This window comes from Pseudomonas syringae pv. tomato str. DC3000 (genome assembly GCF_000007805.1).
Lineage (GTDB): Bacteria > Pseudomonadota > Gammaproteobacteria > Pseudomonadales > Pseudomonadaceae > Aquipseudomonas > Aquipseudomonas avellanae.
In genome coordinates this window covers 1,925,715-1,948,516 of the sequence record NC_004578.1, presented here as the reverse complement: position 1 = coordinate 1,948,516, position 22,802 = coordinate 1,925,715, and the positions used below count along the sequence as shown (strand labels likewise).

The following is a 22,802-nucleotide window of genomic DNA, read 5'->3' as shown; positions in this document are numbered from 1 at the left end:
ATCGAGTTACATATTTATACCTGAGGAGAACGTTTCGACCATGATGCGCATTTTGCTGTTTTTGGCCACTAACCTTGCGGTCGTGCTGATTGCCAGCATCACCCTGAGCCTTTTTGGCTTCAATGGGTTCATGGCGGCCAACGGGGTTGATCTGAACCTCAATCAGCTGCTGGTCTTCTGCGCTGTGTTCGGTTTCGCCGGCTCGCTGTTCTCGCTGTTCATCTCCAAGTGGATGGCGAAAATGAGCACCGGTACTCAGATCATCACCCAGCCACGTACTCGCCATGAGCAATGGTTACTGCAGACCGTTGAACAACTGTCCCGCGATGCGGGCATCAAGATGCCGGAAGTCGGTATTTTTCCGGCGTATGAAGCCAATGCGTTCGCTACCGGCTGGAACAAGAACGACGCACTGGTTGCCGTCAGCCAGGGCCTGCTCGAGCGGTTCTCGCCAGATGAGGTAAAGGCTGTACTGGCGCACGAAATCGGCCATGTTGCCAACGGCGACATGGTCACGCTGGCCCTGGTGCAGGGTGTGGTGAACACCTTTGTGATGTTCTTCGCCCGTATCATCGGCAATTTTGTCGACAAAGTGATCTTCAAGACCGAGAACGGTCAGGGTATCGCCTACTACATCACGACGATCTTTGCCGAGCTGGTACTGGGCTTTCTGGCCAGTGCGATTGTCATGTGGTTCTCGCGCAAACGCGAATTCCGCGCTGACGATGCCGGTGCACGACTGGCCGGTACGGACGCGATGATCGGTGCGCTGCAACGCTTGCGCTCGGAACAGGGCGTACCGGTGAACATGCCTGACAGCCTGACGGCGTTCGGTATCAACGCCGGCCTCAAGAAAGGCCTCGCCGGCCTGTTCATGAGCCACCCGCCGCTGGAACAACGCATCGAGGCACTGCGCCGCCGCGGTTGATTCACGGCGCGCAACGTAATGGATTTATCGGTTCCTTGATGTCAGCCGGATATGTTTTCGACTCAAGGCACCTTTTCGCCTCTCGGCGCCCTACTTTGAGGGACCAAAGCAGGCAAAGTCCCAGCTCCGTTTCCGGCACGACTTCGTCGGGTTCCTTCGCCCTGACACTGATCCGGGGGCCGCAGCAACGGGCCATCTTTCACCTATCGTTCCCACGCTCCAGCGTGGTAACGCCGCTCTGGACGCTCTGCGTCCGATCTTGAGTGCATGGCGCCGGGCAGAATTCAGCGTAATTTCCGCGCCAGCACATAAACCTGCTCATCAAGGCGCTCTACCCCGGCCTTCAAGGCTTTGGGGCTGCTGTGCAGCGCATCGTGCTCACCGACCTTCGTGATATTCCAGTTCCCGGACACGAACGCCTGCAGCCACGTAGGCGGCACGGAGAACGGCGGGCCTTCGAGCCGGCTCTGATCATAATCCAGGGTGATCAATAAACCGTTGCACTCTCGGGGCATCAGCGCTTCAAGCTGCTGCACATAGCGCTCACGCAAGTCCGCTGGCAGGGCGATCAAGGCGGCGCGGTCGTAAAAGGCTGTGCAGTGGCCAATGTCTTGCGATGTGAGGGCGAAGAAATCCCCGCACCATATTTCGATACCCGGCGCGGCATAGACACTGAAGTCGCCCTGCCGAGTGATTTGCGGTTGCACGCCATGCTCGCTGAAATAACTTTCGACCGCCGTCTCGGACAGCTCTGCGCCCACCACGTGGCAGCCCTGCCCGATCAACCAGCTCATGTCCTGGCTTTTGCCGCACAACGGCACCAGCACTCGAGCCTCCGGCGCAAGCCCCAGTCGGGGCCAATACTGTTGCAGATCCTGATTGACCTGCGCCTGATGAAAGCCGATCTGTCCCGCGCGCCAACGCTGCTGCCAAAAATCCGCGTGCATCAACCCTCCTGAAAATCCGATCAAAAAGCGTTAGAACTTATATTGGAATTAGATCATGAAGATGACCGACTATTGGTCATTGCCACTGTTCTGGAGCCCTCCATGTTTCCCAGCCTGTTTATTTCCCACGGCTCGCCCACGCTCGCGCTGGAGCCCGGCGAAAGCGGGCCGGCGCTGGCACAACTGGCAGCCAGCCTGCCCAGGCCTCGCGCCATCGTGATGGTATCCGCCCATTGGGAAAGCCACGAGCTTATCGTCAACGGCAACCCACAGCCCGAGACCTGGCATGACTTCGGCGGTTTTGCAGCGGAGCTGTTTGCGATGCAATACCCCGCACCCGGGCTGCCGGAGCTGACCCGGACGATAGTCGAACTGCTCACAGCCAATGGCCTGCCTGCCCGCATCGATAGCAGACGCCCCTTCGACCACGGTGTCTGGGTGCCGCTGTCGCTGATGTACCCACAGGCTGACATACCGGTGGTGCAAGTTTCACTGCCCAGTCGCCAGGGCCCGGCGTTGCAGACACAGGTGGGCCGGGCACTGGCCGGCTTGCGCGAACAGGGTGTGCTGGTGATCGGCTCGGGCAGCATCACGCATAACCTTTACGATCTGGACTGGAGCGCCGCGCCTGACAGGGTCGAGCCCTGGGCCGCGGAGTTTCGCGACTGGATAATCGACAAGCTGCAAAGCAATGATGAAGCCGCCCTGCACCACTACCGCACGCAGGCGCCTCATGCGGTGCGAGCACACCCCAGTGACGAACACCTGCTGCCGCTTTATTTCGCACGCGGCGCAGGCGGTGCGTTCAGCATCGCTTATCAGGGCTTTACCATGGGCGCACTGGGCATGGACATCTATCGGTTCGACTGACACCCCAGCCGCCAGCCTGAATTCAACGCAAAAAAATCCCCGAACCAGTCGGGGATTTTTTATTGGCCGATCAGCTCAAGGGCAGATCAGTCTTCGCGATAGCGACGCAGCTTGAGCTGCTTGCCCGCAACACGGGTGTCCTTGAGTTTGGTCAGCAGACGCTCAAGGCCATCTTCCGGCAGCTCGACCAGGCTGAAGCTGTCACGGACCTGGATACGGCCGATCGCTTCGCGGGCCAGGCCGCCTTCGTTAAGGATTGCACCCAGCAGGTTCTTGGCAGCGATACCGTCACGCGCACCCAGCGCGGTACGGCAACGAGCACGACCTTCGGCCAATGGAACCGGCGCACGACGCTCACGCTCAGGACGATCGCCACGGTCACCACGATCGCTGCTACCGCTACGCTCTGGACGATCACCGCGAGGGGCGTTGTTCGGAACCAGCGGACGGTCACGCTCGATGGCTGCAAGGGTCAGAGCCTGACCGTTGGTAGCCTTGCGCAGCAGTGCAGCAGCGAGGGCACGCGGGCTGCAACCGATGTCGGCAGTCAGACGATCCAGCAGATCGCCATGAGTCGATTCGGCATCAGCAACCAGCGGCGCCAGGCTGTTGGTCAGTTTCTTGATGCGGGCATCCAGAACGGCCTGGGCATCCGGCAGGCGGACTTCCGCAACCTTCTGACCGGTCACACGCTCGATCACTTGCAGCATGCGACGCTCGCGAGGAGTGACCAGCAGCAACGCACGGCCTTCGCGACCTGCACGGCCGGTACGGCCGATACGGTGAACGTAGGACTCTGGATCGTAAGGCATGTCCACGTTGAAAACGTGGGTGATACGTGGAACGTCAAGACCACGGGCAGCAACGTCGGTCGCCACAACGATGTCCAGACGGCCATCCTTGAGGGATTCGATAACGCGCTCGCGCTGGTTCTGGGCGATGTCGCCGTTCAGTGCAGCGGCCTTGTAGCCTTTGGCTTCAAGGGCGCTTGCCAGGTCCAGGGTCGCCTGCTTGGTGCGGACGAACATGATCAGGGCGTCGAAGTCTTCAACTTCCAGCAGGCTCAATACAGCCGAGGTTTTCTGGTCAGCGTGAACCAGCAGGTGAGCCTGCTCGATCGCGGTAACGGTCTGGGTCTTGGTCTGGATTTTCACGTGCTTCGGATCGCGCAGATGGCGTTCGGCGATGGCACGGATCGACTGTGGCAGAGTGGCCGAGAACAGTACGGTCTGGCGGGTTTCAGGCATGGCCTTGAAGATGACTTCGAGGTCGTCCATGAAGCCCAGCTTGAGCATTTCGTCCGCTTCGTCGAGAACCAGGTGGTTCACGGTCGCCAGGACTTTCTCGTCACGACGCAGGTGGTCGCAGAGACGGCCCGGTGTGGCGACAACGATCTGTGCGCCGTTGCGGATGGCCTTGAGCTGAGGGCCCATCGGCGCGCCGCCGTAGACTGCAACGACAGTCACGCCCGGCATTTGTTTGGCGTAGGTCTCGAACGCGGTGGCAACCTGAAGGGCCAGCTCGCGGGTCGGGGCCAGAATCAGTGCTTGCGGCTCACGCTTGGTCGGATCGATGCGATGCAGGATAGGCAGTGCGAACGCGGCGGTTTTACCCGTACCGGTCTGCGCCTGACCAATCATGTCGTGACCGGCAAGAATGATCGGGATCGATTGCTGCTGAATGGCCGAAGGCTCTTCGTAGCCAGTGGCGACGACAGCTGCAACGATATTTGGATGAAGTTCGAGAGCGGCGAAGCCGCCGATTTCCTGGGTCATGGGTCTGCCTCTAGTGCATCCGCAAAGACCCATGCTTCAAAGCTGCGCGTGCCGTGTACGACCTTGAGGTCACCCTGGCTGCTTTGTCGGCGGGGATTTGCGAAAACGTTTGATGAATGGATCGTCCAGGCTAGTCCGCTAGGCGAACAAGCGACCGAAGCTGGCTTCGGGGAACTGCAATACCTCGACGAGGGCCGTGTTAAGGCCGGCGCGCACTATACCGGAAATACGCACCTTGGTGAGTCTTTTTTTACGAAAAATTGCGCCATTCTCGCGCAGGGACAGCCCATGAACCCGGCCGCAACGTGAGCCGATCAAGGCGCGGGCCCGAGATTACGGGCATTGGCGCTTAAACGTTTAATCTGTTTTTGCGGATAACCGGTATCCCGACCTGCGGGGTGTGGCGAATTGTCTCACCCCCAATGCGCCAGTTTCGACACTGCGGCCGGGCCACTCAGGTCGCCGAACGTACAGCCTTGATCAACGATTGCAGCGAGTAACCCAGATCAGGCGCAAGGGCCTCGGCACGCCGATACAGCGCATCGATATCCAGCGTCTGGTCCAGGTCAGCCGGCACGATGAGGATGACGTTGCCCTCTTTCACCGGCAGCTCCCAATAATGACGGTGGTAAAGGCCGCGCAGCAGCGCCGCGCCCAGTGGCTTGCCATCGTCAGAGGCCCACTGGTTGATGATCAGCCAGCCGCCGGGACTGAGCCGCTGCTGGCAACCCTGCAGGAAATTCCAGGCCAGATGCCCGACGCCCGGCCCGACATCGGTGTACAGGTCGACGAAGATCAGGTCGGCAGGCTCGGCGCTGCTCAACAACTCCAGCGCATCGCCAATCCTTATGTACAGGCGCGGATCGTCGTCGAGCCCCATGAACTCCATGGCCAGACGCGGCACGTCCGGGCGCAGTTCGATGACTTCGACGTCCTCCAGCGGCAGAAACTTCATGCACGCCTGGGTCAGGGTTCCGGCCCCCAGCCCCAGAAACAGCGCGCTTTCCGGCGCCTCATGGCACAACGCGCCAATCAGCATCGCGCGGGTGTAATCGTATTCCAGCCAGCTGGGATCAGCCGTAAAGGTACAGCTCTGCTCAATGGCATCACCGAACTCGAGGAAGCGGTAATCGTCCACTTCCAGCACGCGGATCATGCCGAAGTCATCGTGGACCTCGGCCAGAATTCGTTCTACGCGCTCACGCTCTTCCGTCATCACCGTTCCTGGTCATCGTTGCGCCGGGCGCAAAACGTGAATTGTCGGGCAAGCGCGCCGTTTTGTCACACGTTGCGGGCTGCGTCAGCGCTCCGGTGGTCCGCGCCGCGCTGGCAGAGCGCCGACGAACTGCTAACATGCGGACCCGATTGCACAACCCTAGAGCCAATAATGAGCCAACCCTGGAGCCCCGACAGCTGGCGGGCACTGCCGATTCAGCAGCAACCTCACTACCCTGACGCCGCGCACCTGCTGAAGGTCGAACAAACGCTGGCCAGCTATCCGCCGCTGGTGTTTGCCGGCGAAGCACGGGAGTTGCGCCGCCAGTTTGCCGAGGTGACCCAGGGCCGGGCGTTCCTGCTGCAAGGCGGCGATTGCGCCGAAAGCTTCATGGAGTTTTCGGCGGCGAAGATTCGCGACACCTTCAAGGTGCTGTTGCAGATGGCGATCGTCATGACCTTCGCTGCGGGCTGCCCGGTGGTCAAGGTCGGACGCATGGCCGGACAATTCGCCAAGCCGCGCTCGGCCAATGACGAAATCATCGATGGCGTGACGCTCCCGGCTTATCGGGGTGACATCGTCAATGGCATCGGTTTCGACGAAAAAAGCCGAGTGCCGGACCCGGAACGCCTGATCCAGGCTTACAACCAGTCCACCGCCACCCTGAACCTGCTGCGCGCGTTCGCACAGGGCGGGTTTGCCGATCTGCATCAGGTGCACAAGTGGAACCTGGACTTCATCGCCAACTCGGCGCTGGCCGACAAGTACAGCCAGTTGGCCGGGCGCATCGATGAAACCCTGGCGTTCATGCGCGCCTGCGGCATGGACAGCTCGCCGCAACTGCGCGAAACCAGTTTTTTCACCGCCCACGAAGCGCTGCTGCTCAATTACGAAGAAGCCTTTGTGCGGCGCGACAGCCTGACCAACGACTATTACGATTGCTCGGCACACATGCTGTGGATCGGTGATCGCACCCGTCAACTGGACGGCGCGCATGTCGAGTTTCTGCGCGGGGTCAACAACCCGATCGGCGTCAAGGTTGGCCCGAGCATGAACACCGAGGACCTGATTCGTCTGATCGACATCCTCAACCCGGACAACGATCCGGGGCGCCTGAACCTGATTGCGCGCATGGGCGCCAACAAGGTCGCCGACCACCTGCCGCAACTGATTCGTGCCGTCGAGCGCGAAGGCCGCAAGGTGCTGTGGAGCTCCGACCCGATGCACGGCAACACCATCAAGGCCAGCAGCGGCTACAAGACCCGCGATTTTGCGCAGATCCTCGGTGAAGTGAAGCAGTTCTTCCAGGTGCATCAGGCCGAAGGCACTTATGCCGGTGGCATTCATATCGAGATGACCGGACAGAACGTCACCGAATGCATCGGCGGCGCTCGCCCGATCACTGAAGACGGCCTTTCGGATCGCTACCACACTCACTGCGACCCGCGCATGAACGCCGACCAGTCACTGGAGCTGGCGTTTCTGATCGCCGAAACCCTGAAACAGGTCCGGCGTTAAACACAATTCGCTGCGCCCACTGCCCGCTCAACGCTTGAGCGGGTCGTCCCAGAACGGACGTTCGACTTCCTGTTGAATATCCGCCCGGCTCAAGCCCAGATCCTTGAGCGCGCCATCGCTCATCTGCGCCAGAAGACGCCACTGACGATGCAGTTCCAGCCAACGCTGCACATGACGCTTCAGCGATATCAAAGCCCTGCCTGCCTGCACATGCTCGACAGGCCTTGAGTCCACTACACCCGCTTTTTGACCTTTCATCATCTTGCCCTCCATGTGGGATGACTGAAGTCTCGCGCCTGGCGTAGGATCAATCCAACGAATGTTTCTTATGCAGTCCATCTGGGAGATTGATGATTTGGCCAATTATCCGGGCATTGATACCGAACTGCTTCGTACCTTTGTGGCCATTGCCGACCACGGCGGTTTCACTCGCGCAGGTGAAGTGGTCAACCGCACTCAATCGGCGGTCAGCATGCAGATGAAGCGTCTGGAAGAGGATGTCGTTCAGCGTCAACTGTTCCAGCGTGAAGGCCGGACCCTGAACCTCACAGCAGAGGGCCAGGTACTGCTCGGCTACGCACGGCGGATTCTCAAGTTGCACAGCGAAGTGTTCAACACCTTGCGCGAGCCGCACATGGTCGGCGTGGTGAAAATCGGCTCGCCCGACGATTACGTGATGCGCTTTTTGCCCGGCATCCTTTCGCAGTTCGCGCAGGCTTATCCGCTGGTTCAGGTGGAAGTGCACTGCGAACCGTCCGATTTGCTGCTGCAACGCCAGGACCTTGATCTGACCATTGTGACGCGCAAGCCCGGCACCGAGATCGGTACGCTGTTGCGTCACGAGCGCCTGGTCTGGATGGAGGCCATCGGCTTCGCGCCTCATGAACAAAAGCCCATGCCGCTGGCGATGTTCAATACCCATTGCTTTTGTCGCGACTGGGCCTGCAATGCGCTGGACAGCGTGGAGCGTGAGTACCGCATCGCCTACACCAGTTCCAGCATGGCGGCGATCACTGCCGTGGTCAGCGCAGGCCTTGCGGTCACCGCGCAGTTTCAAAGCCTGGCCACACCGGAGTTGCGCATCCTCGGCGATGCCGAACACTTGCCACATCTGCCAACGGCCAGCATCGTGCTGCTGCGCAACCCGAAGACCCCCTCACCCATCACCGAATGCATGGCCGACTACATCATCGACGGTTTCAAACCTTGAGGGCGAGAATGACCGCACAGAGCACCAGAAACACGCAGAACATCAGCCGCAGCGTTCGCTCGGGCAGAGAATGCGCCAGCTTGACACCCCAACTGATACTGGCCAGACCGCCGACGGCCAATGGAATGCCCATCGACCAGTTGACGTGATCGTGCAGCGCGTAGGTGACCAGCGTGATCCCGGTGCTTGGCGCGGCCAGGGACAACGCCAGCCCTTGGGCCACAACCTGCGTTGCGCCAAAGACGCTGGTCAGAATGGGCGTAGCCACCACTCCGCCGCCAACACCGAACAAACCACCGGTCACGCCGGAGCCGACGCCCAGTAGCCACAGATACTTTTCGTGACGCAGCCCGCCGCTGGCCAGCGTGTTGCGCCAGTACATCTGCGCGACGTTGAACACCGTCAAAATCACCAGAAAGGCCACAAAACCCAGGCGCATGCTTTGCGGGTCAATGCGCACGGCCAGCATTGAAGTCAGCCAGGCAAAAATGAAGCTGGGAATGATCAGCATCAGCGCGTTGCGCAGCAGAATCCGGTTGCGCTGGTTATAGCGCCACAAGGCAAGCAAGACGTTGGGCAGCACCATCAGCAACGCAGTGCCTTGCGCCAGTTGCTGATCCAGACCGAACAACACGCCCAGCGCCGGGATGGCCACAAGACCACCGCCAATCCCGAACAAGCCACCCAGAGTGCCCATCGCCGCACCCAGCAATACGAACATCACCACTTCAATCACACTGCGTCCCCATTCGTTCAATAGCCAAATGCTACGCAGTCCTGCCCTCGACCAACAGGTAATATCAGTTTTTTTGCACACCCCGCATGATGCCAGCGCTGCCAACCTGCGTGAGCGGAATTATCTGGCGCATTAAAGAGTGCAGCACTAAGTTAAACTCAGTCCACTGAGTACGAGGAGCCGCTATGAGTGCCGATGAAAGCCCCACCCACGTCGCATCTGCCGACTGTGATTCGCTGCTGCTGGATAACCAATTGTGTTTCGCCCTGTATTCCACTTCGTTGATGATGACCAAGGTTTACAAACCCTTGCTACAAGCGCTCGGGCTGACCTATCCGCAGTATCTGGCCATGATGGTGCTGTGGGAAAAGGACGGTTTGACCGTCAGCGATGTCAGCACGCGCCTGCTCACTGATCCGGGCTCGCTGACGCCTTTACTCAAGCGCCTTGAAGGCGAAGGCTTTATCAGCCGCACGCGCAGCAAGGAAGATGAACGGGTGGTGCTGTTGCATCTCACTGAGCAAGGTCGTGCCTTGCAGCAGAAGGCCCTGAGCGTACCTGGCTGCATCCTGTCGGCAAGCGGCCTGAACATGGAAAAGCTTCTCGACCTCCAGGCTCGGTTGCTGAGCATGCGCGACCATCTGCACCAAAGCCTGTAAAAGCCAAAGCCTCGCTTCCCTTGGCGCCTGCCCCACTGCACTTGATCACTTCCACGGGGGCAACCTTTCACGCCCCCACCCCCCCCTGTAAAGCCTCAAGCCGGCTTTTTTAAAAAATTTATCTTGCGCGCAAAATATTTGCGCTATACATTTGCCTGGTGATTAATTAGCGCGCAAGTATCTTGCGCAAAACCACCATCCAAATGAGGAAATACCATGGACACGCTCTACACCGCAGTTGCAACCGCCACCGGCGGCCGTGATGGTCGTGCTGTTTCCAGCGACAAGATTCTCGACGTCAAACTGGCCACACCGAAAGAACTCGGCGGTGCGGGCGGCGCAGCCACCAACCCTGAGCAACTGTTCGCTGCCGGTTATTCGGCCTGCTTTATCGGCGCTTTGAAATTCGTTGCCGGTCAGAGCAAGCGCAGCATCCCGGCAGACGCCTCGATTACCGCACACGTGGGCATCGGCCAGATCCCCGGTGGTTTCGGTCTGGACATCGACCTGCATGTCAGCCTGCCCGGCCTTGAACAAGCCGACGCTCAGCAACTGGTCGATGCCGCTCACCTGGTCTGCCCTTACTCGAACGCCACACGCGGTAACGTCGATGTGCGTCTGCATGTGACTGTCTGATACCCACCAGGCCAGCAACGAACACTGGAAAGGAACGAACATGAAGACTTTCAGCAAGGTCATGACCGGTACGCTTCTCGCGCTGTCCATCGGCAGCGCATTTGCCGCGGGCGATCCAGCCATCGAGCACAACACCCAGGCTTTCCTCGACGCCCTGAACTCGGGCACCGGCAAGCCTATCGAGCAGTTGTCGCCCAAAGATGCGCGGGCCGTACTGGTCGGAGCACAGGCGGGGGTCAAACTGACGCTGCCCCAGGCAGATGTCAGCGAAAAGACCATTACGGTGGATGGCAAGCCCATCAGCCTTAATATCGTCCGCCCTGCTGGCGTAAAAGGGACTTTGCCGGTCTTCATGTTCTTTCACGGCGGCGGCTGGGTGCTGGGTGACTTCCAGACTCACGAGCGCCTGGTGCGCGATCTGGTGGCTGGTTCGGGGGCAGTCGCGGTATTCGTCAACTACACGCCTTCACCTGAGGCGCATTACCCGACGGCGATCAACCAGGCCTACGCAGCGACCCAATGGGTGGCTGAGCATGGCAAGGAAATCAATGTCGACGGCAAGCGCCTCGCGGTCGCCGGTAACAGCGTGGGCGGCAACATGGCAACCGTCGTTGCGCTGATGGCCAAAGACAAAGGTACGCCGGCGCTCAGGTATCAGGTGCTGTTGTGGCCGGTGACTGACGCCAGTTTCGACAACGGCTCCTACAACCAGTACGCCGAAGGCCACTTCCTGACCCGCAACATGATGAAGTGGTTCTGGGACAACTACACCACGGATGCCGCACAGCGTAACGAGATCTACGCCTCGCCGCTGCGCGCCACCACCGAACAGCTGAAAGGCCTGCCGCCTGCGCTGATCCAGACCGCCAGTGCCGACGTATTGCGTGACGAGGGTGAAGCCTATGCGCGCAAGCTGGACCAGGCTGGCGTGCCGGTCACGGCCGTACGCTACAACGGCATGATCCATGACTACGGCCTGCTCAACGTTGTCAGCCAGGTCCCGGCTGTTCGCTCGGCGATCCTGCAGGCGTCTCAGGAATTGAAAGAACACCTGAAATAGCACCTGAAACAACGGCAGCGTCTCAAATTTCAGCCGTAAAAAAACCCGCAGCGATGCGGGTTTTTTGCGTAACGGGGTTACAAAACCATGCTTACTTCGCACGGCCTTTGTAGGAACCGCCTTCACGGGTATCGATCTCGATCATGTCGCCGATTTCGATGAAGTCAGCAACGCTCAGCTCGGTGCCGTTTTTCAGCTTGGCAGGCTTCATGACCTTGCCCGACGTGTCGCCGCGAGCGGAACCTTCGGTGTAGTCGACCTGACGCACGATAGTGGTCGGCAGCTCCACGGAAACCAGACGCTCGTCGAAGAACACGGCTTCGCAGACGTCGGTCATGCCTTCTTCAACGAATGGCAGAACGCTTTCGATGTCTTCGGCGTTCAGCTCGTACATGGTGTAATCAGTGGTGTCCATGAACGTGTAGGTGTCACCGCTGATGAAAGACAGGGTGGCTTCCTTGCGATCCAGGATCACGTCGTCCAGCTTGTCGTCAGCACTGTAAACGATCTCGGTCTTGTAACCGGTCAGCAGGTTTTTCAGCTTGGTCTTCATGATCGCGCTGTTACGACCGGATTTGGTGAATTCAGCTTTCTGAACCAGCCAAGGATCGTTTTCGAGACGGATCACAGTACCGGGTTTCAGCTCTTTACCAGTTTTCATTGCATATATCCGAATTTGGATGGAATTAACCAAAGGCTCTGTACGAGAAACAGCCTGCGCAGGCATTTTTCGTACAGAGCCTTGTATCAAGGCCGCGTATCATAGCGAATTTCCATAAAACTGCACCAGCGCCGTGGCAAGATCAGTCTGTGCGGCTTGTTGCTGGCACCAGCGTTCGGCGTGTTTTTCGATTTGCGCCCAGTGTTCGGTGAGTGCCTGCCAGCTTTCGCTCAGGTCGCTGCCGGCGTTCCAGCTTTGCCAGAACTGATTCACTGCCTGCCCCGCCTCAGGCGCAAGGCGCGCCAGATAGAGCGCCAGAAAGGCATCAAGCTTGGGCAGATGGGCGTCTTCTTCCTGCTGATAGATGTGCCAAAGCATCGGCCGCCCTGCCCACTGGGCACGCACGAACGAGTCCTCGCCGCGCACCACGTTGAAATCGCAGCTCCAGAGCAGTTGATCGTAGCGCTCCTGTCGGATGAACGGTAAGACCTGGACCGTCAACGCGCCGCTTGCCTGCACCGTTCCGGCGTGCAATTGCCCCTCACTACCGAGCCAGCGCTGCACATCCGCCAGAATGCGCCCTTCCGGCACCAGCAGGTGGGTCGGGCGGCTGTCGCTGGCCAGCGCGTCGAGCCAGCTGTCCAGTCGCGGGGTCTCATAGGCAAACACCGAGATCAGGCGTGCGCCGGCCAACGGCTCGACGTTCAGTTCCTGCAGAAACGCTTGCTGTAACGCCTTGTCCTGCTGAAACGCCTGACGTTGCCCGATCAGGTTTCTTTCGCGCAACAGGCCACCGGTGGTGTCCGCAAAACCGGGGAAGAAAAAAAACTTTTTCAAGCCGTTCATTTGCGGCGAAGGCAAACCGTGGCAACCCGAGACCCAGTCTTCGGCGCTGAGGTACTCAAGGTTCAGCCACAGCGGCCTGGGCGAGCGCTGCAGCATTGATTCGGTGTAAGACGTCGGCAGTCGGCAGGCGAAGGCTTCGATAACCACGTCGGGCACGGTGCTGCTGACCCAGTCTGCGGGCCAACGGCAGACGCTGACGCCCTCACGCAATTGCTGCGAGGCGCAAGGATCGGCGTCTGGACACAGGCGAACAAAGGCCGCCAGGTCATCGATCCACAAGCGCACCTGCACGTCATGTTCGGCAACCAGTTGGCGTGCCAGACGCCAGGTCACACCCGCATCACCGTAGTTGTCGACTACGCTGCAAAAAATGTCCCAAGAGGGTTTCATCCTGGCTCCCTGAGTCTGGATGGAGAAAAACCCTGATTGTCGTTCAAAACGTTGCTCAGTCACCAGTTCGGTCAGCCACCCGGCCATCAGCCTGACAACATGATGAGCACATTGGAGAAAACGCGCAGCGCAGTTTTCATGCCCGGCCGTCAGGCATGGCACAATCGTATCTGTTGCCCTGCAAGGAGTTCAGCCATGTCATCGCCCACCCGCCGTCGCGACCTGTACGTGTCGTTGAAGTTGATCGTCTGCATCGCACTCGGCATCTGGCTGGGTGCCCTGGCGGTGTTTCTCACCGGCCTGCTGTATTACAAAAGCCTGCCACCTGCGCAAACTCAGGCGCTGGACAACGCCGCCGCCCAACTCAGTACCCCGCCCGGACAAAAAGCCGGCGACACGGCGGCGGCCGAGCCCGAGACTGAAATGTTTCGCAAGTACCAGCAAAGCCTGCGCGAAAGCGAGGCCCGCCAGGCTCGTGAACAGACCCAGGAGCAACAACAGCGCACCTTCAACCGTGCAAAATGTGATTTCTGGATGCAGCAGGATCGCACCGCACCCAGCGAGAAAAGCCGTGCCAGCATCAATCAGTACTGTGGATAGACCATGAACAAGCGGGACGTATTGCAACTGATCATCGACAAGCTGGAAATCGATCTGGACATTGCACAGCGGGCTGCCCAAACCGCTTACGAGACGGCCACCCACGAAGAGAACATCGCCGAAAACAAGTACGACACGCTTGGGCTGGAAGCTTCTTATCTCGCCGCAGGCCAGGCACGGCGCGTCGAGGAAATACGTCAGTCATTGACGCTGTATCAGAACTGGTCGCTCAAACCATTCGATGAATCATGCGGCATTCAGACCGGTGATCTTGTCGTGGTTCAAGCGCAGGACGGTCAGACCCGGTATCTGTTTCTGGGGCCTGACGCTGCGGGCCTCAAGGTCAGTGCGGGCGATCGGCTGATTACCGTGATCACCGCCCGGGCACCGCTGGGGCAAAGCCTGCTGGGCAGGTTCGAGGACGATGCCGTACAGATTGTCATCAATGGCAGCGGACAATCCTACGAAATCACACAAGCGTTGTGACACAACCATCATCTACAGGGTTGATCGCGCCAAGTTTTTATGGGTAAGGTGAGCCGTCGCCATAACCACCGCAACCGGGGCAACACTCAAGCAAGCAAGGACTAAAACCCAAGGAGATTTTTCATGACGAACGTCATCGCATTCCCTGACGCCCATGAACGTGATCGCCTGAAGTCCAGTCAAGATCCGGCGTTGAGATACCTGAACAAGAAAGAGCGACAGCTGATCGACCAGTTACGGTCGACCAGCCATGCGGGAAGGCAGTACGTTTACGACTATGCAAGCATCATGCATCTGTCCAGGCCGTTGTACCCCGAGCCGGTCGATTGACTGCGCTCGCAGAGCCTCCCTGACTGTGGGCTGCGCCGGTGAAACGGCGCAGCTTTCAAGGCGTGCTGCCTGGGGTCAGCGCGTCAGCGAGAAGATCAGCGCCGAAATAGCCACCAGACCTGCGGCAATGACAAAGTAGTTGGACCATGCACCTGCATATTTGCGCATGGAAGGCACCTTGTAGATCGCATACATCGGCATCAGAAACAGCAACACCGAAATCACTGGCCCGCCCAGGTTCTCGATCATCCCCAGAATACTTGGGTCGAGCGTTGCCACTATCCAGCACACCACCAGCATGAACGCGGCGGTCATACGGTCCAGTACCTTGGGCGCCGGACGACGTCCCGATTTCAGAACCAGCCCTTTCAAGCCCTCGCTGGCGCCGATGTAGTGGCCGAGAAACGATTTGGAAATCGCCACAAACGCAATCAGCGGCGCGACGAATGCAATGGTCGGGTTGTTGAAGTGGTTGGCCAGGTAAGACAGGATCGAGATGTTCTGCGCCTTGGCTTCAGCCAGTTCAGCGGGCGAAAGGGTCAGCACGCAGCTGAACACGAAGAACAGCACCATCACCACCATCAAAACGTGGGCGCGTGCCAGAATCTGCGAACTGCGCACCTCGGCATTCTCGCCGTACTGGCGTTTCTGATCGACCGCAAAAGCCGAGATGATCGGCGCATGGTTGAAAGAAAACACCATCACCGGAATCGCCAGCCAAAGGGTCGACAAAAACGCCGAGGGCTCAGGCAAGGTGGTTGCGGTGCTCAAGATACCGCCGGTCCAGTGTGGAATCAGAAACATGGCCAGAAACAGCAGCGCGACGATAAACGGATAAACCATCACGCTCATGGCCTTGACGATGAACCGCTCGCCACAGCGAACCAGCGCCAGCAGGCCCATGATCAGCAAGAACGCCAGCACGGCACGCGGCGGCGGCGCTATGTGCAATTGGTGTTCAAGAAAGCTGCCCACGGTATTGGTGAGGGCCACGCTGTAAATCAACAGGATCGGGAAGATCGCGAAGAAGTACAGCAAGGTGATCATTGCCCCGGCGCTTTTGCCGAAATGCTGTTCGACCACTTCCGTGATGTCGGCACCCTCACGCCCGGACAGTACGAAGCGGGTCAGGCCACGGTGTGCATAAAACGTCATCGGGAATGCCAGCAGCGCGAGAGCCAGCAGTGGCCAGAAACCGCCGATGCCTGCGTTGATGGGCAAGAACAGCGTACCTGCGCCAATGGCGGTACCGAACAATCCGAGCATCCAGGTGGTGTCATTACGGTTCCAAGAGGCGATGCTCTCGGGAGCTACATCCAGGCGTTCTACGACGCCGTTAGCCTGATCATTCATCCGGTCGACTCTCCGTGGCCGGTTTATCAAAAAGGGCAGCGCGTCGAAAAAGCCGGCAGTTCAGCGCTCCCCTCGAAAACAGCGGGCGAGATTCTCCGGGATTGACGGCAGAAGTCAAAGCTTTGTAGGACAAGAATTGCCAAGCGATGAGCGACCAATGCCACGCACGCCTCGGGGGCGAAGGGCTGGCGGGCAATTGACCATTTGTCCTGCGCGCCGCTTTTTTGCAGACCGCGCGCTCATTGGCAGCCCATGGCGACATCACATTCAGGCACAGTTCTGCGTTTTGATCGAAAGGAAACGGGCGATACCATCGCCCCGCGCGCATCCCGGCGGCGTCCGCCAGGCTTGGCACTGGCGGCATCTGGTGGGCCTGCTTCAGGCAATTTTGCAGAAATCATTCAAGAGCTGAACGTGATGTTGAGTATCAACGCAGGACCGTTTGCCCTCGCACTAACCCATTTGCTGCTGCTGATCGCACTGGTCACGGCCACCTTGATTGAGGCCAGGTTTGTGCGGCGTGTCCACGCAAAAAAGACAGCGGTATTCAGCCTGTTCATCCTCGGCGTCGTGGCAGCACGCATCGCCTTTGTGCTGACCTATTTCACGCAATACAGCGATGCACCCTGGAAGGCCCTGGACATACGTGATGGCGGCTTTCTGGTCTGGCCGGGCATTGCCGCTGCCATTCTGGGCGGCTTGCTGATCGGCTGGCGTCATCCTGAACAACGTCGTGCACTGGCGTTCAGCATGACAGCGGGGTTGGCGATCTGGCTGCTGGGTGGCTGGCTATTGAGCAGCTACCAACAAGGTGCTCCCCTCCCGCAAACCACGCTGCGCACCCTGCATGGCGAACCGGTCAGCGTCGCCGAATACCGAGGCAAGCCGGTGGTCATCAACCTCTGGGCGACCTGGTGCCCTCCCTGTCGTCGGGAAATGCCCGTGCTGCGAGACATGCAACTGGAGCGCGAAGACATCGTATTTGTGTTCGTCAACCAGGCCGAAAGCGCGCAGGCCGTGAGCGATTATCTGTCCAGACAGCAACTGGTGCTGAGCAACAGCTTTCTGGATCCAGAGGGAGAGTTCGCCCGCGAGGTCGGCTCGGCAGCCCTGCCCACCACGCTTTTTTATTCATCGGACGGACGCCTGACAGGCAGTCATATGGGCGAAATGTCCAGAGCCAGTCTCACTCATTATCTGGACAGCCAGACAGGCGCCCGATCAGCTGTTTCCGGTACAAGTTCTCATCGCGACTGAAAGCCTGCTGCATCGATTCATCTATCCATGTATAAATGCGCTGACACATTGGTCATCTCTGGAGGCTCAGCGCATGCGTTACGCGCTCGATCATAAGGCCCAAACCCACCAGCGCATCGTCAAGGAAGCGTCCATGCGCTTTCGTCGCGACGGCATTGGTGCTACGGGCTTGCAACCATTGATGAAAGCACTCGGCTTGACCCATGGCGGTTTCTACGCGCATTTCAAATCCAAGGATGATCTTGTCGAACAGGCATTGAGTCACGCTCTCGACAATGTAAAAGGAATCACAAGCGAAGTTTTCGCCAGACAGGACTCGCTCAGTGAATTCATCGATCTCTATCTCTCGACTACCAGCCGCGATGCGCAGGACGGCGGATGTCCGCTGCCTACCATGTGCCTGGAACTTGGACAGCGCGACCAACCCAGCGAGACGACGGATAAAATCGTCCTTCACTTGCTGGAACTGTTTGAGAACTCCCTCGCGGGGACCGGTCTTGAGCCCAGAAGCGTACCGATCCTGTCGGCACTGGTAGGCGGGCTGGTACTTGCCCGCAGTGCTGCGGACGACAAGTTGTCGGAGCGTATCCTGAATACGACCCGCGACTACCTCAAGCAGGAGATAAAAAAGAGCACTAACTGATGCATCGAAATACCGAAACGTTCTCGGTGCGGTTTTTTACCCACCGCAACGTTCATAAAAAACAGGCCGATCAATGATCGGCCTGTTTTTTTCAGCAATGACAGCAGTCAGTCAACCGCGAGCTTATCGCGATTCTTTTCCAGAATAGCCTTGCCAATCCCTTTTACTTCAATCAGTTCTTCGATAGACGTAAAGTCGCCAGCAGTTTCTCTGTAAGCCACAATCGCGTCGGCTTTATTCTTGCCAATGCCGGACAGTTCCTTCTGAAGCGTTAACGCATCAGCGGTGTTGAGATTGACTCTGTCGTCACGTTGCTCATGAACCGCAGCGGTCGCTACGTTTTCGGTGGGCGGGGGGGCCGCCGGTGTGGCGCTGACGGCAACCGAGGCACTGGTGAGCAAGGCAAAGATCAAAGCACTGAACAGAGGGGTTCTCATAGATAAGGCTCCATAGCAATTCAAGGCAGCATTCCAAATGCTGTGCCTGAAACTTAGACCACTGCTTATCCATAGAAAAGAAGTTGAGCGTTGCGACCTGTTGCCATATCAATCAGCGTGTGTCCGTTATTGATCAGCCTGAACAATAACGGACTAAAATCAAGGCTCGCCGCTGCGTTCCTGATACATCCAGTCAACGATTTCACCCTCTGGTGTATAACCGCTGACTGTTTCTCGCAGCAACTGGCGCACGCTGTTGTAATCGTCTCGCTCCACGGCATCCAGCAGTTTTACCAGCCGGCCTTTCAATACATCCCACGCCAGACAGTCTTCGCTGGCGCTCATGATCATTGGGTGTTCGGTCGCGACCACGTTGTCGCCGATCAGCAGCTCTTCATACAGCTTTTCACCGGGACGCAGCCCGGTGAACTCAATGGAGATATCGCCATGCGGGTTTTTCTCGGAGCGGATGGCCAGGCCGGAAAGGTGGATCATTTTCTCCGCCAGTTCGACAATCTTGACTGGCTCGCCCATGTCCAGAACGAACACATCCCCGCCATGCCCCATCGAGCCCGCCTGAATAACCAGTTGAGCGGCCTCGGGGATGGTCATGAAGTACCGGGTGATCTTGGGATGAGTCACCGTCAGCGGCCCGCCCGACTGAATCTGCTTGTGAAACAGCGGAATCACAGAGCCCGATGAGCCAAGCACGTTGCCGAAACGAACCATCGTGAAACGGGTCTTGTTGACCTGATAGACGTTGGCCTTGTCGCCGAAGATCACCGGCGCGGTCTCGCGGCTCAGTGCCTGCAGGATCAACTCGGCAAGGCGCTTGGTGCTGCCCATGACGTTGGTTGGACGGACCGCCTTGTCGGTGGAAATCAGGACAAAGTTGGAAACCCCCGCCTGCAACGCCGCCTGCGCGGTATTGAGCGTACCGACGACGTTATTGATCACACCTTCGGCAATGTTGTGCTCAACCATCGGTACGTGCTTGTAGGCGGCCGCATGGTAGACCGTGTCGACCTTCCAGGTTTTCATGATCGACAGCAGCTTGGGGTGATTGCGCACCGAACCGAGTATGGGCAGCAACTTGACCGAAAGAGACTCACGGGCAGAACGCTGTTCAAGCTCGGACAGAATGCTGTAAAGATTGAATTCGCTGTGGTCGAGCAACAGCAACTGGACAGGCTGCAGAAGCAGTATCTGCCGGCACAACTCGGAACCGATCGAGCCGCCCGCGCCAGTCACCAGCACCGTCTTGCCCTTGATGCAATGCTCCAGCAGGTTTTCCCGGGCAGGCACTGCGTCTCGTCCCAGAAGGTCGGCGATATCGACTTCCTGAAGGTCGTCAACCTTGACCCGGCCAGCCGCCAGGTCCATGAAACCGGGGACGCTTCGCACGTGCAACGGAAAGCCTTCCAGAAACCCCAGAATCTCCCGGCGACGCCCGCGCGATGACGAAGGGATGGCCAGGAGTATTTCCTGAGCCCCGGTGGAATCGATCATGCGCTGGATATTTCGAGGCTTGTAGACTTGCAGCCCGGAAATCACCCGGTTGGAGATCGACTCGTCATCATCAATGAATGCCACAGGGTGCATCAGACGCCCCATACGCAATGCAGCCACCAACTGGTTGCCGGCCGCGCCTGCGCCGTAGATGGCGACTTTTTGCAGGCCGTTATCGCTTTTGGCAAACGGTACGTGTTGCGCCGCCGCAAACCAGTCACCGAGGAAGTACTGCCGCATGGCCAGGCGCAGACCGCCGATCATTACCAGGCTCAGCCACCAATAGTTGAAGATGACCGAGCGTGGCACCAGTTGCTGGTGATTGCTGTATACGTACACCATACAACCGAGAATCAACGACGACATCGTGACGGCTTTGATGATCGCAATCAGTGCGTCGTTGCCAAAATAGCGCATGACCGCACGGTACATGCCAAAACGGATGAACAACGGAATGGCCGCCAGCGGCGCACTGATGAAAAGCCAAGTGTGCTTTTCCAGCGGATTGATCAGTTCGTCAATGCCCAGCCGCACGACAAACGACATCCACAGCGCAAGCCAGACCAGAAGAACGTCGGCAGCCACCTGGATTATTCGCTTTTTGCGGCGTGGTAGGGCCAGCAAACTAGCTCGCAACCTGCTCATCAATTTATTTAATGCTCCGTTATGCGACCGGTTGACACATCACCTGAAACCGGTGCCTGTGAAACAGCTACGTTCCTGAGACAACCAGAAACCCGCTTCGTTACCTGCTTTCTGCCTCGCCGGCACGGAACCTCAGCGCCAGTAAAATCAACGGCACGTAGGCAATTGCCGTCCATGCCAGCCCGTCGCCGCCCCCCAGAGCCACCCACATCGCAACGGGCAGCAGCCACAGCAGATTGATCAACCCGACCGCCAGCGTGACAGGTCGATGGCTACCGTAGTGGCGTGACGCAAACTGATAAGCATGGCTGCGATGGGCCTCGTAGAGCTTTTCTCCGCGCAACAGACGACGGATAAGCGTTACCGTGGCGTCGACAATGAACACGCCCAGCACAATCAACCAGCACCACAATAACCGAGGCGAGGCCCAGGAACCCTGAATGGAAAGCACGCCGAGGACCATACCGAGAAATCCACTGCCTGCATCGCCCATGAATATCTTCGCCGGAGGGAAGTTCCAGCAAAGAAAACCTGCCACGGCGGCGGCCAGCAGCAGTGGCTGCCACACCAGCTCGGCGTAGCCGCCCAGGGCATAAATACCCGCCATGCCCAGACAGACTGTCACCGCTTCGATGCCGGCGATCCCGTCGATGCCATCCATGAAGTTGTAGAGATTCAACATCCATACCAGATAAAACGCCGCCAGGATCTGAACGACAGGGCCAGGACTCAGTGTCCAGCCCATGACATTGAGCGGAGCGAGTCCGCCCAGCCAGAACAGCGCCCAGGCAGCCGCGGCAAAATGCCCCAAAAGGCGCCATCGTGCAGCGATATGCCCGTGATCGTCCATAAACCCGATAATAGCGACCAGGCCTCCCGATCCTACTAACGCAGCCAGCATCGACAGCGACAACTGATTCGTGCAGGCCAAAAACACGATAGCCATGCCAAAAGCAATGACAATGGATACGCCGCCGCCGCGAGGCGTCGGTACGGAATGCGAGCTGCGGGCATTGGGTATATCAATCAGACTTCTGGCCAGTGCGTACCTGCGCAGCAACGCTGTCAGAATCAGAGATACAAGCATGATGACAATTACTGACAGCCACTCAATCATGCTTGTCGTGTTCCAGATAATACCGGGCGGTGTCTTGCATGGCGTGTTCAATACTCACAGGTGGATGCCAATCGAGCATCGTACAGGTTTTACTGATATCGACCTGCAAAGAGCTGCATAGCCGTTGTGAAAAGGCTTTCTTGCCAAGCAATGCTGCCGCGCCTTTCAACAGTACAGCTGGCACAGGCAACAACCGGGCCGGTTTGCCAAGCGCCCTGCCCATCTCACGCAAAAGCCGGGTGGTGGATAGGTCGTCACCGTCACTGACAAGGAAGGTCTGACCTGCCGCCGCAGGGTGATCGACGCACACCACCACCAGGTCCGCCAGATTGCCCACTGCCACCAGACTGCGGCGATTATCGATAGCCCCCAGCGGCAACGGCAGCCCCTTGTCGAGCCAGCGCATCATGCTCCTGAAGTTGGCCTTGACCCCTGGGCCGTAGACCAGAACGGGACGAATGATCACCACCTGCATGCCGGAGCGGGCAGCCAGCGCTCGCAGCCCCTCTTCAGCCTTTTGCTTGGAAACACCGTAGGGGTCCAGCGGATTGCACGGATCATCAGCCCTGAAAGGGGCACCCGGCGGCGTAGACTCGCCGCTGGCCTTGATGGAGCTGATAAAGATGAAGCGCTTCACCCCCGCCGCAGCGGCCTGTTCGGCGAGGTTCAGGGTCGCAGTCACGTTGGCGCTGAAATACGCGTGATCAGGCTCGGTGGCGGTTTCGTTGAGGACATGAACCCGCGCAGCACAATGAATAACCACCTGCGCGCCAGCTACAAAGCTTTCCCACCGGTTGTCCGGCGCCAGCGATTGCATGGCCACAGCGCTGATGCGTGGTGAAGCGCAAGTGTACGCACCCCGCACTGCAACCCTGACAGCACAGCGGGTACGCTCGATCAACCGGCGAACCACGGCACTGCCCACGAAACCTGTCGCACCTGTTATCGCAACCAATGCAACATCACCGTTCAT

Annotated in this window: 24 protein-coding genes; 12 read left to right on the top strand and 12 right to left on the bottom strand. The window is 58.6% G+C overall.

Annotation, left to right across the window (positions count from 1 at the left end):
* The first annotated feature begins 40 nt into the window (after nt 1-40).
* A complete protein-coding gene (gene htpX, locus PSPTO_RS09260; protein ID WP_004397849.1) occupies nt 41-928 on the top strand; it encodes a protease HtpX in 888 nt (295 codons plus the stop codon).
* A 284-nt stretch (nt 929-1,212) separates the two neighbouring features.
* Here the strand turns inward: htpX and PSPTO_RS09255 are convergent, their stop codons facing one another.
* Entirely contained in the window at nt 1,213-1,875 is a 663-nt protein-coding gene (locus PSPTO_RS09255; RefSeq protein ID WP_005766796.1) for a thiopurine S-methyltransferase, read from the bottom strand.
* A gap of 102 nt (nt 1,876-1,977) precedes the next feature.
* Here PSPTO_RS09255 and PSPTO_RS09250 point away from each other — a divergent pair, with 102 nt between their 5' ends.
* Nucleotides 1,978-2,745, top strand: coding sequence for a DODA-type extradiol aromatic ring-opening family dioxygenase (locus PSPTO_RS09250; protein ID WP_005766795.1), 768 nt, complete (start codon nt 1,978-1,980; stop codon nt 2,743-2,745).
* An 86-nt stretch (nt 2,746-2,831) separates the two neighbouring features.
* On the opposite strand, the gene PSPTO_RS09245 is transcribed toward PSPTO_RS09250, so the two are convergent.
* Both PSPTO_RS09245 and PSPTO_RS09240 read right to left on the bottom strand, forming a co-directional pair.
* On the bottom strand, nt 2,832-4,553 hold the full coding sequence (locus tag PSPTO_RS09245; protein WP_007245115.1) for a DEAD/DEAH box helicase: 1,722 nt from the start codon (nt 4,551-4,553) through the stop codon (nt 2,832-2,834).
* 421 nt (nt 4,554-4,974) lie between these two features.
* Nucleotides 4,975-5,736, bottom strand: a complete 762-nt coding sequence (locus PSPTO_RS09240; RefSeq protein ID WP_005766792.1) for a spermidine synthase — start codon at nt 5,734-5,736, stop codon at nt 4,975-4,977.
* A 171-nt stretch (nt 5,737-5,907) separates the two neighbouring features.
* Between PSPTO_RS09240 and PSPTO_RS09235 the strand changes: the two genes are divergently transcribed.
* Complete coding sequence (locus PSPTO_RS09235) at nt 5,908-7,254, top strand: class II 3-deoxy-7-phosphoheptulonate synthase (RefSeq protein ID WP_005766790.1); 1,347 nt, start codon at nt 5,908-5,910, stop codon at nt 7,252-7,254.
* 27 nt (nt 7,255-7,281) lie between these two features.
* On the opposite strand, the gene PSPTO_RS09230 is transcribed toward PSPTO_RS09235, so the two are convergent.
* A complete protein-coding gene (locus PSPTO_RS09230; RefSeq protein ID WP_046463922.1) occupies nt 7,282-7,515 on the bottom strand; it encodes a DUF1127 domain-containing protein in 234 nt (77 codons plus the stop codon).
* 94 nt (nt 7,516-7,609) lie between these two features.
* Between PSPTO_RS09230 and PSPTO_RS09225 the strand changes: the two genes are divergently transcribed.
* Nucleotides 7,610-8,464: a LysR substrate-binding domain-containing protein gene (locus PSPTO_RS09225; protein WP_005766786.1), complete on the top strand. Its 855-nt coding sequence runs from the start codon at nt 7,610-7,612 to the stop codon at nt 8,462-8,464.
* Here the strand turns inward: PSPTO_RS09225 and PSPTO_RS09220 are convergent.
* On the bottom strand, nt 8,454-9,200 hold the full coding sequence (locus PSPTO_RS09220; protein ID WP_011103701.1) for a sulfite exporter TauE/SafE family protein: 747 nt from the start codon (nt 9,198-9,200) through the stop codon (nt 8,454-8,456). The genes PSPTO_RS09225 and PSPTO_RS09220 overlap by 11 nt on opposite strands.
* 185 nt (nt 9,201-9,385) lie before the next feature.
* On the opposite strand from PSPTO_RS09220, the gene PSPTO_RS09215 reads away from it, so the two are divergent.
* The 3 genes from PSPTO_RS09215 to PSPTO_RS09205 all read left to right on the top strand — a co-directional run bounded on the left by PSPTO_RS09215 (nt 9,386) and on the right by PSPTO_RS09205 (nt 11,555).
* On the top strand, nt 9,386-9,859 hold the full coding sequence (locus PSPTO_RS09215) for a MarR family winged helix-turn-helix transcriptional regulator (protein WP_003373291.1): 474 nt from the start codon (nt 9,386-9,388) through the stop codon (nt 9,857-9,859).
* A gap of 216 nt (nt 9,860-10,075) precedes the next feature.
* The gene (locus PSPTO_RS09210; protein ID WP_005766782.1) at nt 10,076-10,495 is read left to right on the top strand and encodes an organic hydroperoxide resistance protein; all 420 of its coding nucleotides are present in this window, start codon (nt 10,076-10,078) and stop codon (nt 10,493-10,495) included.
* Nucleotides 10,496-10,535: 40 nt separating this feature from the next.
* Entirely contained in the window at nt 10,536-11,555 is a 1,020-nt protein-coding gene (locus tag PSPTO_RS09205) for an alpha/beta hydrolase (RefSeq protein ID WP_011103700.1), read from the top strand.
* Between the two features lie 91 nt (nt 11,556-11,646).
* On the opposite strand, the gene PSPTO_RS09200 is transcribed toward PSPTO_RS09205, so the two are convergent.
* A complete protein-coding gene (locus PSPTO_RS09200; RefSeq protein WP_003373297.1) occupies nt 11,647-12,216 on the bottom strand; it encodes an elongation factor P in 570 nt (189 codons plus the stop codon).
* A gap of 99 nt (nt 12,217-12,315) precedes the next feature.
* A complete protein-coding gene (gene earP, locus PSPTO_RS09195; RefSeq protein ID WP_005766776.1) occupies nt 12,316-13,452 on the bottom strand; it encodes an elongation factor P maturation arginine rhamnosyltransferase EarP in 1,137 nt (378 codons plus the stop codon).
* Nucleotides 13,453-13,647: 195 nt separating this feature from the next.
* Between earP and PSPTO_RS09190 the strand changes: the two genes are divergently transcribed.
* The 3 genes from PSPTO_RS09190 to PSPTO_RS09180 all read left to right on the top strand — a co-directional run bounded on the left by PSPTO_RS09190 (nt 13,648) and on the right by PSPTO_RS09180 (nt 14,868).
* Nucleotides 13,648-14,052: a hypothetical protein gene (locus PSPTO_RS09190; protein WP_005766774.1), complete on the top strand. Its 405-nt coding sequence runs from the start codon at nt 13,648-13,650 to the stop codon at nt 14,050-14,052.
* 3 nt (nt 14,053-14,055) lie between these two features.
* Complete coding sequence (locus PSPTO_RS09185; protein ID WP_005766772.1) at nt 14,056-14,538, top strand: GreA/GreB family elongation factor; 483 nt, start codon at nt 14,056-14,058, stop codon at nt 14,536-14,538.
* 123 nt (nt 14,539-14,661) lie between these two features.
* Entirely contained in the window at nt 14,662-14,868 is a 207-nt protein-coding gene (locus tag PSPTO_RS09180; RefSeq protein ID WP_002554553.1) for a hypothetical protein, read from the top strand.
* 75 nt (nt 14,869-14,943) lie between these two features.
* On the opposite strand, the gene PSPTO_RS09175 is transcribed toward PSPTO_RS09180, so the two are convergent.
* Nucleotides 14,944-16,221 (bottom strand): aromatic amino acid transport family protein, encoded by a 1,278-nt coding sequence (locus PSPTO_RS09175; RefSeq protein WP_011103699.1) that lies wholly within the window; start codon nt 16,219-16,221, stop codon nt 14,944-14,946.
* 348 nt (nt 16,222-16,569) lie between these two features.
* Here PSPTO_RS09175 and PSPTO_RS09170 point away from each other — a divergent pair, with 348 nt between their 5' ends.
* Nucleotides 16,570-17,478 carry a TlpA disulfide reductase family protein gene (locus PSPTO_RS09170; RefSeq protein ID WP_161797809.1) on the top strand — a complete coding sequence of 303 codons (909 nt, stop codon included), beginning with the start codon at nt 16,570-16,572 and terminating at the stop codon, nt 17,476-17,478.
* A 73-nt stretch (nt 17,479-17,551) separates the two neighbouring features.
* Entirely contained in the window at nt 17,552-18,121 is a 570-nt protein-coding gene (locus PSPTO_RS09165) for a TetR/AcrR family transcriptional regulator (protein ID WP_005766763.1), read from the top strand.
* 107 nt (nt 18,122-18,228) lie between these two features.
* Here PSPTO_RS09165 and PSPTO_RS09160 read toward each other — a convergent pair whose 3' ends face one another.
* From PSPTO_RS09160 to PSPTO_RS09145, 4 genes are all read right to left on the bottom strand, one after another.
* The gene (locus PSPTO_RS09160; RefSeq protein ID WP_005766760.1) at nt 18,229-18,558 is read right to left on the bottom strand and encodes a ComEA family DNA-binding protein; all 330 of its coding nucleotides are present in this window, start codon (nt 18,556-18,558) and stop codon (nt 18,229-18,231) included.
* 159 nt (nt 18,559-18,717) lie between these two features.
* Nucleotides 18,718-20,712 (bottom strand): polysaccharide biosynthesis protein, encoded by a 1,995-nt coding sequence (locus PSPTO_RS09155; protein WP_011103697.1) that lies wholly within the window; start codon nt 20,710-20,712, stop codon nt 18,718-18,720.
* Nucleotides 20,713-20,812: 100 nt separating this feature from the next.
* Nucleotides 20,813-21,829: an MraY family glycosyltransferase gene (locus PSPTO_RS09150; protein WP_011103696.1), complete on the bottom strand. Its 1,017-nt coding sequence runs from the start codon at nt 21,827-21,829 to the stop codon at nt 20,813-20,815.
* Nucleotides 21,822-22,802 (bottom strand): UDP-glucose 4-epimerase family protein, encoded by a 981-nt coding sequence (locus tag PSPTO_RS09145; protein ID WP_011103695.1) that lies wholly within the window; start codon nt 22,800-22,802, stop codon nt 21,822-21,824. Before PSPTO_RS09145 ends, PSPTO_RS09150 begins: the two co-directional genes overlap by 8 nt.

What these genes read in the sequence shown, in the direction of transcription:
- earP (WP_005766776.1), bottom strand. Translation starts at nt 13,452, where the DNA reads ATGAAACCCTCTTGGGACATTTTTTGCAGCGTAGTCGACAACTACGGT.
- htpX (WP_004397849.1), top strand. Translation starts at nt 41, where the DNA reads ATGATGCGCATTTTGCTGTTTTTGGCCACTAACCTTGCGGTCGTGCTG.
- PSPTO_RS09185 (WP_005766772.1), top strand. Translation starts at nt 14,056, where the DNA reads ATGAACAAGCGGGACGTATTGCAACTGATCATCGACAAGCTGGAAATC.
- PSPTO_RS09200 (WP_003373297.1), bottom strand. Translation starts at nt 12,216, where the DNA reads ATGAAAACTGGTAAAGAGCTGAAACCCGGTACTGTGATCCGTCTCGAA.
- PSPTO_RS09155 (WP_011103697.1), bottom strand. Translation starts at nt 20,712, where the DNA reads ATGAGCAGGTTGCGAGCTAGTTTGCTGGCCCTACCACGCCGCAAAAAG.
- PSPTO_RS09205 (WP_011103700.1), top strand. Translation starts at nt 10,536, where the DNA reads ATGAAGACTTTCAGCAAGGTCATGACCGGTACGCTTCTCGCGCTGTCC.
- PSPTO_RS09150 (WP_011103696.1), bottom strand. Translation starts at nt 21,829, where the DNA reads ATGATTGAGTGGCTGTCAGTAATTGTCATCATGCTTGTATCTCTGATT.
- PSPTO_RS09215 (WP_003373291.1), top strand. Translation starts at nt 9,386, where the DNA reads ATGAGTGCCGATGAAAGCCCCACCCACGTCGCATCTGCCGACTGTGAT.
- PSPTO_RS09240 (WP_005766792.1), bottom strand. Translation starts at nt 5,736, where the DNA reads ATGACGGAAGAGCGTGAGCGCGTAGAACGAATTCTGGCCGAGGTCCAC.
- PSPTO_RS09245 (WP_007245115.1), bottom strand. Translation starts at nt 4,553, where the DNA reads ATGGGTCTTTGCGGATGCACTAGAGGCAGACCCATGACCCAGGAAATC.
- PSPTO_RS09255 (WP_005766796.1), bottom strand. Translation starts at nt 1,875, where the DNA reads ATGCACGCGGATTTTTGGCAGCAGCGTTGGCGCGCGGGACAGATCGGC.
- PSPTO_RS09235 (WP_005766790.1), top strand. Translation starts at nt 5,908, where the DNA reads ATGAGCCAACCCTGGAGCCCCGACAGCTGGCGGGCACTGCCGATTCAG.
- PSPTO_RS09165 (WP_005766763.1), top strand. Translation starts at nt 17,552, where the DNA reads ATGCGTTACGCGCTCGATCATAAGGCCCAAACCCACCAGCGCATCGTC.
- PSPTO_RS09250 (WP_005766795.1), top strand. Translation starts at nt 1,978, where the DNA reads ATGTTTCCCAGCCTGTTTATTTCCCACGGCTCGCCCACGCTCGCGCTG.
- PSPTO_RS09180 (WP_002554553.1), top strand. Translation starts at nt 14,662, where the DNA reads ATGACGAACGTCATCGCATTCCCTGACGCCCATGAACGTGATCGCCTG.
- PSPTO_RS09145 (WP_011103695.1), bottom strand. Translation starts at nt 22,802, where the DNA reads ATGAACGGTGATGTTGCATTGGTTGCGATAACAGGTGCGACAGGTTTC.
- PSPTO_RS09230 (WP_046463922.1), bottom strand. Translation starts at nt 7,515, where the DNA reads ATGATGAAAGGTCAAAAAGCGGGTGTAGTGGACTCAAGGCCTGTCGAG.
- PSPTO_RS09160 (WP_005766760.1), bottom strand. Translation starts at nt 18,558, where the DNA reads ATGAGAACCCCTCTGTTCAGTGCTTTGATCTTTGCCTTGCTCACCAGT.
- PSPTO_RS09190 (WP_005766774.1), top strand. Translation starts at nt 13,648, where the DNA reads ATGTCATCGCCCACCCGCCGTCGCGACCTGTACGTGTCGTTGAAGTTG.
- PSPTO_RS09175 (WP_011103699.1), bottom strand. Translation starts at nt 16,221, where the DNA reads ATGAATGATCAGGCTAACGGCGTCGTAGAACGCCTGGATGTAGCTCCC.
- PSPTO_RS09210 (WP_005766782.1), top strand. Translation starts at nt 10,076, where the DNA reads ATGGACACGCTCTACACCGCAGTTGCAACCGCCACCGGCGGCCGTGAT.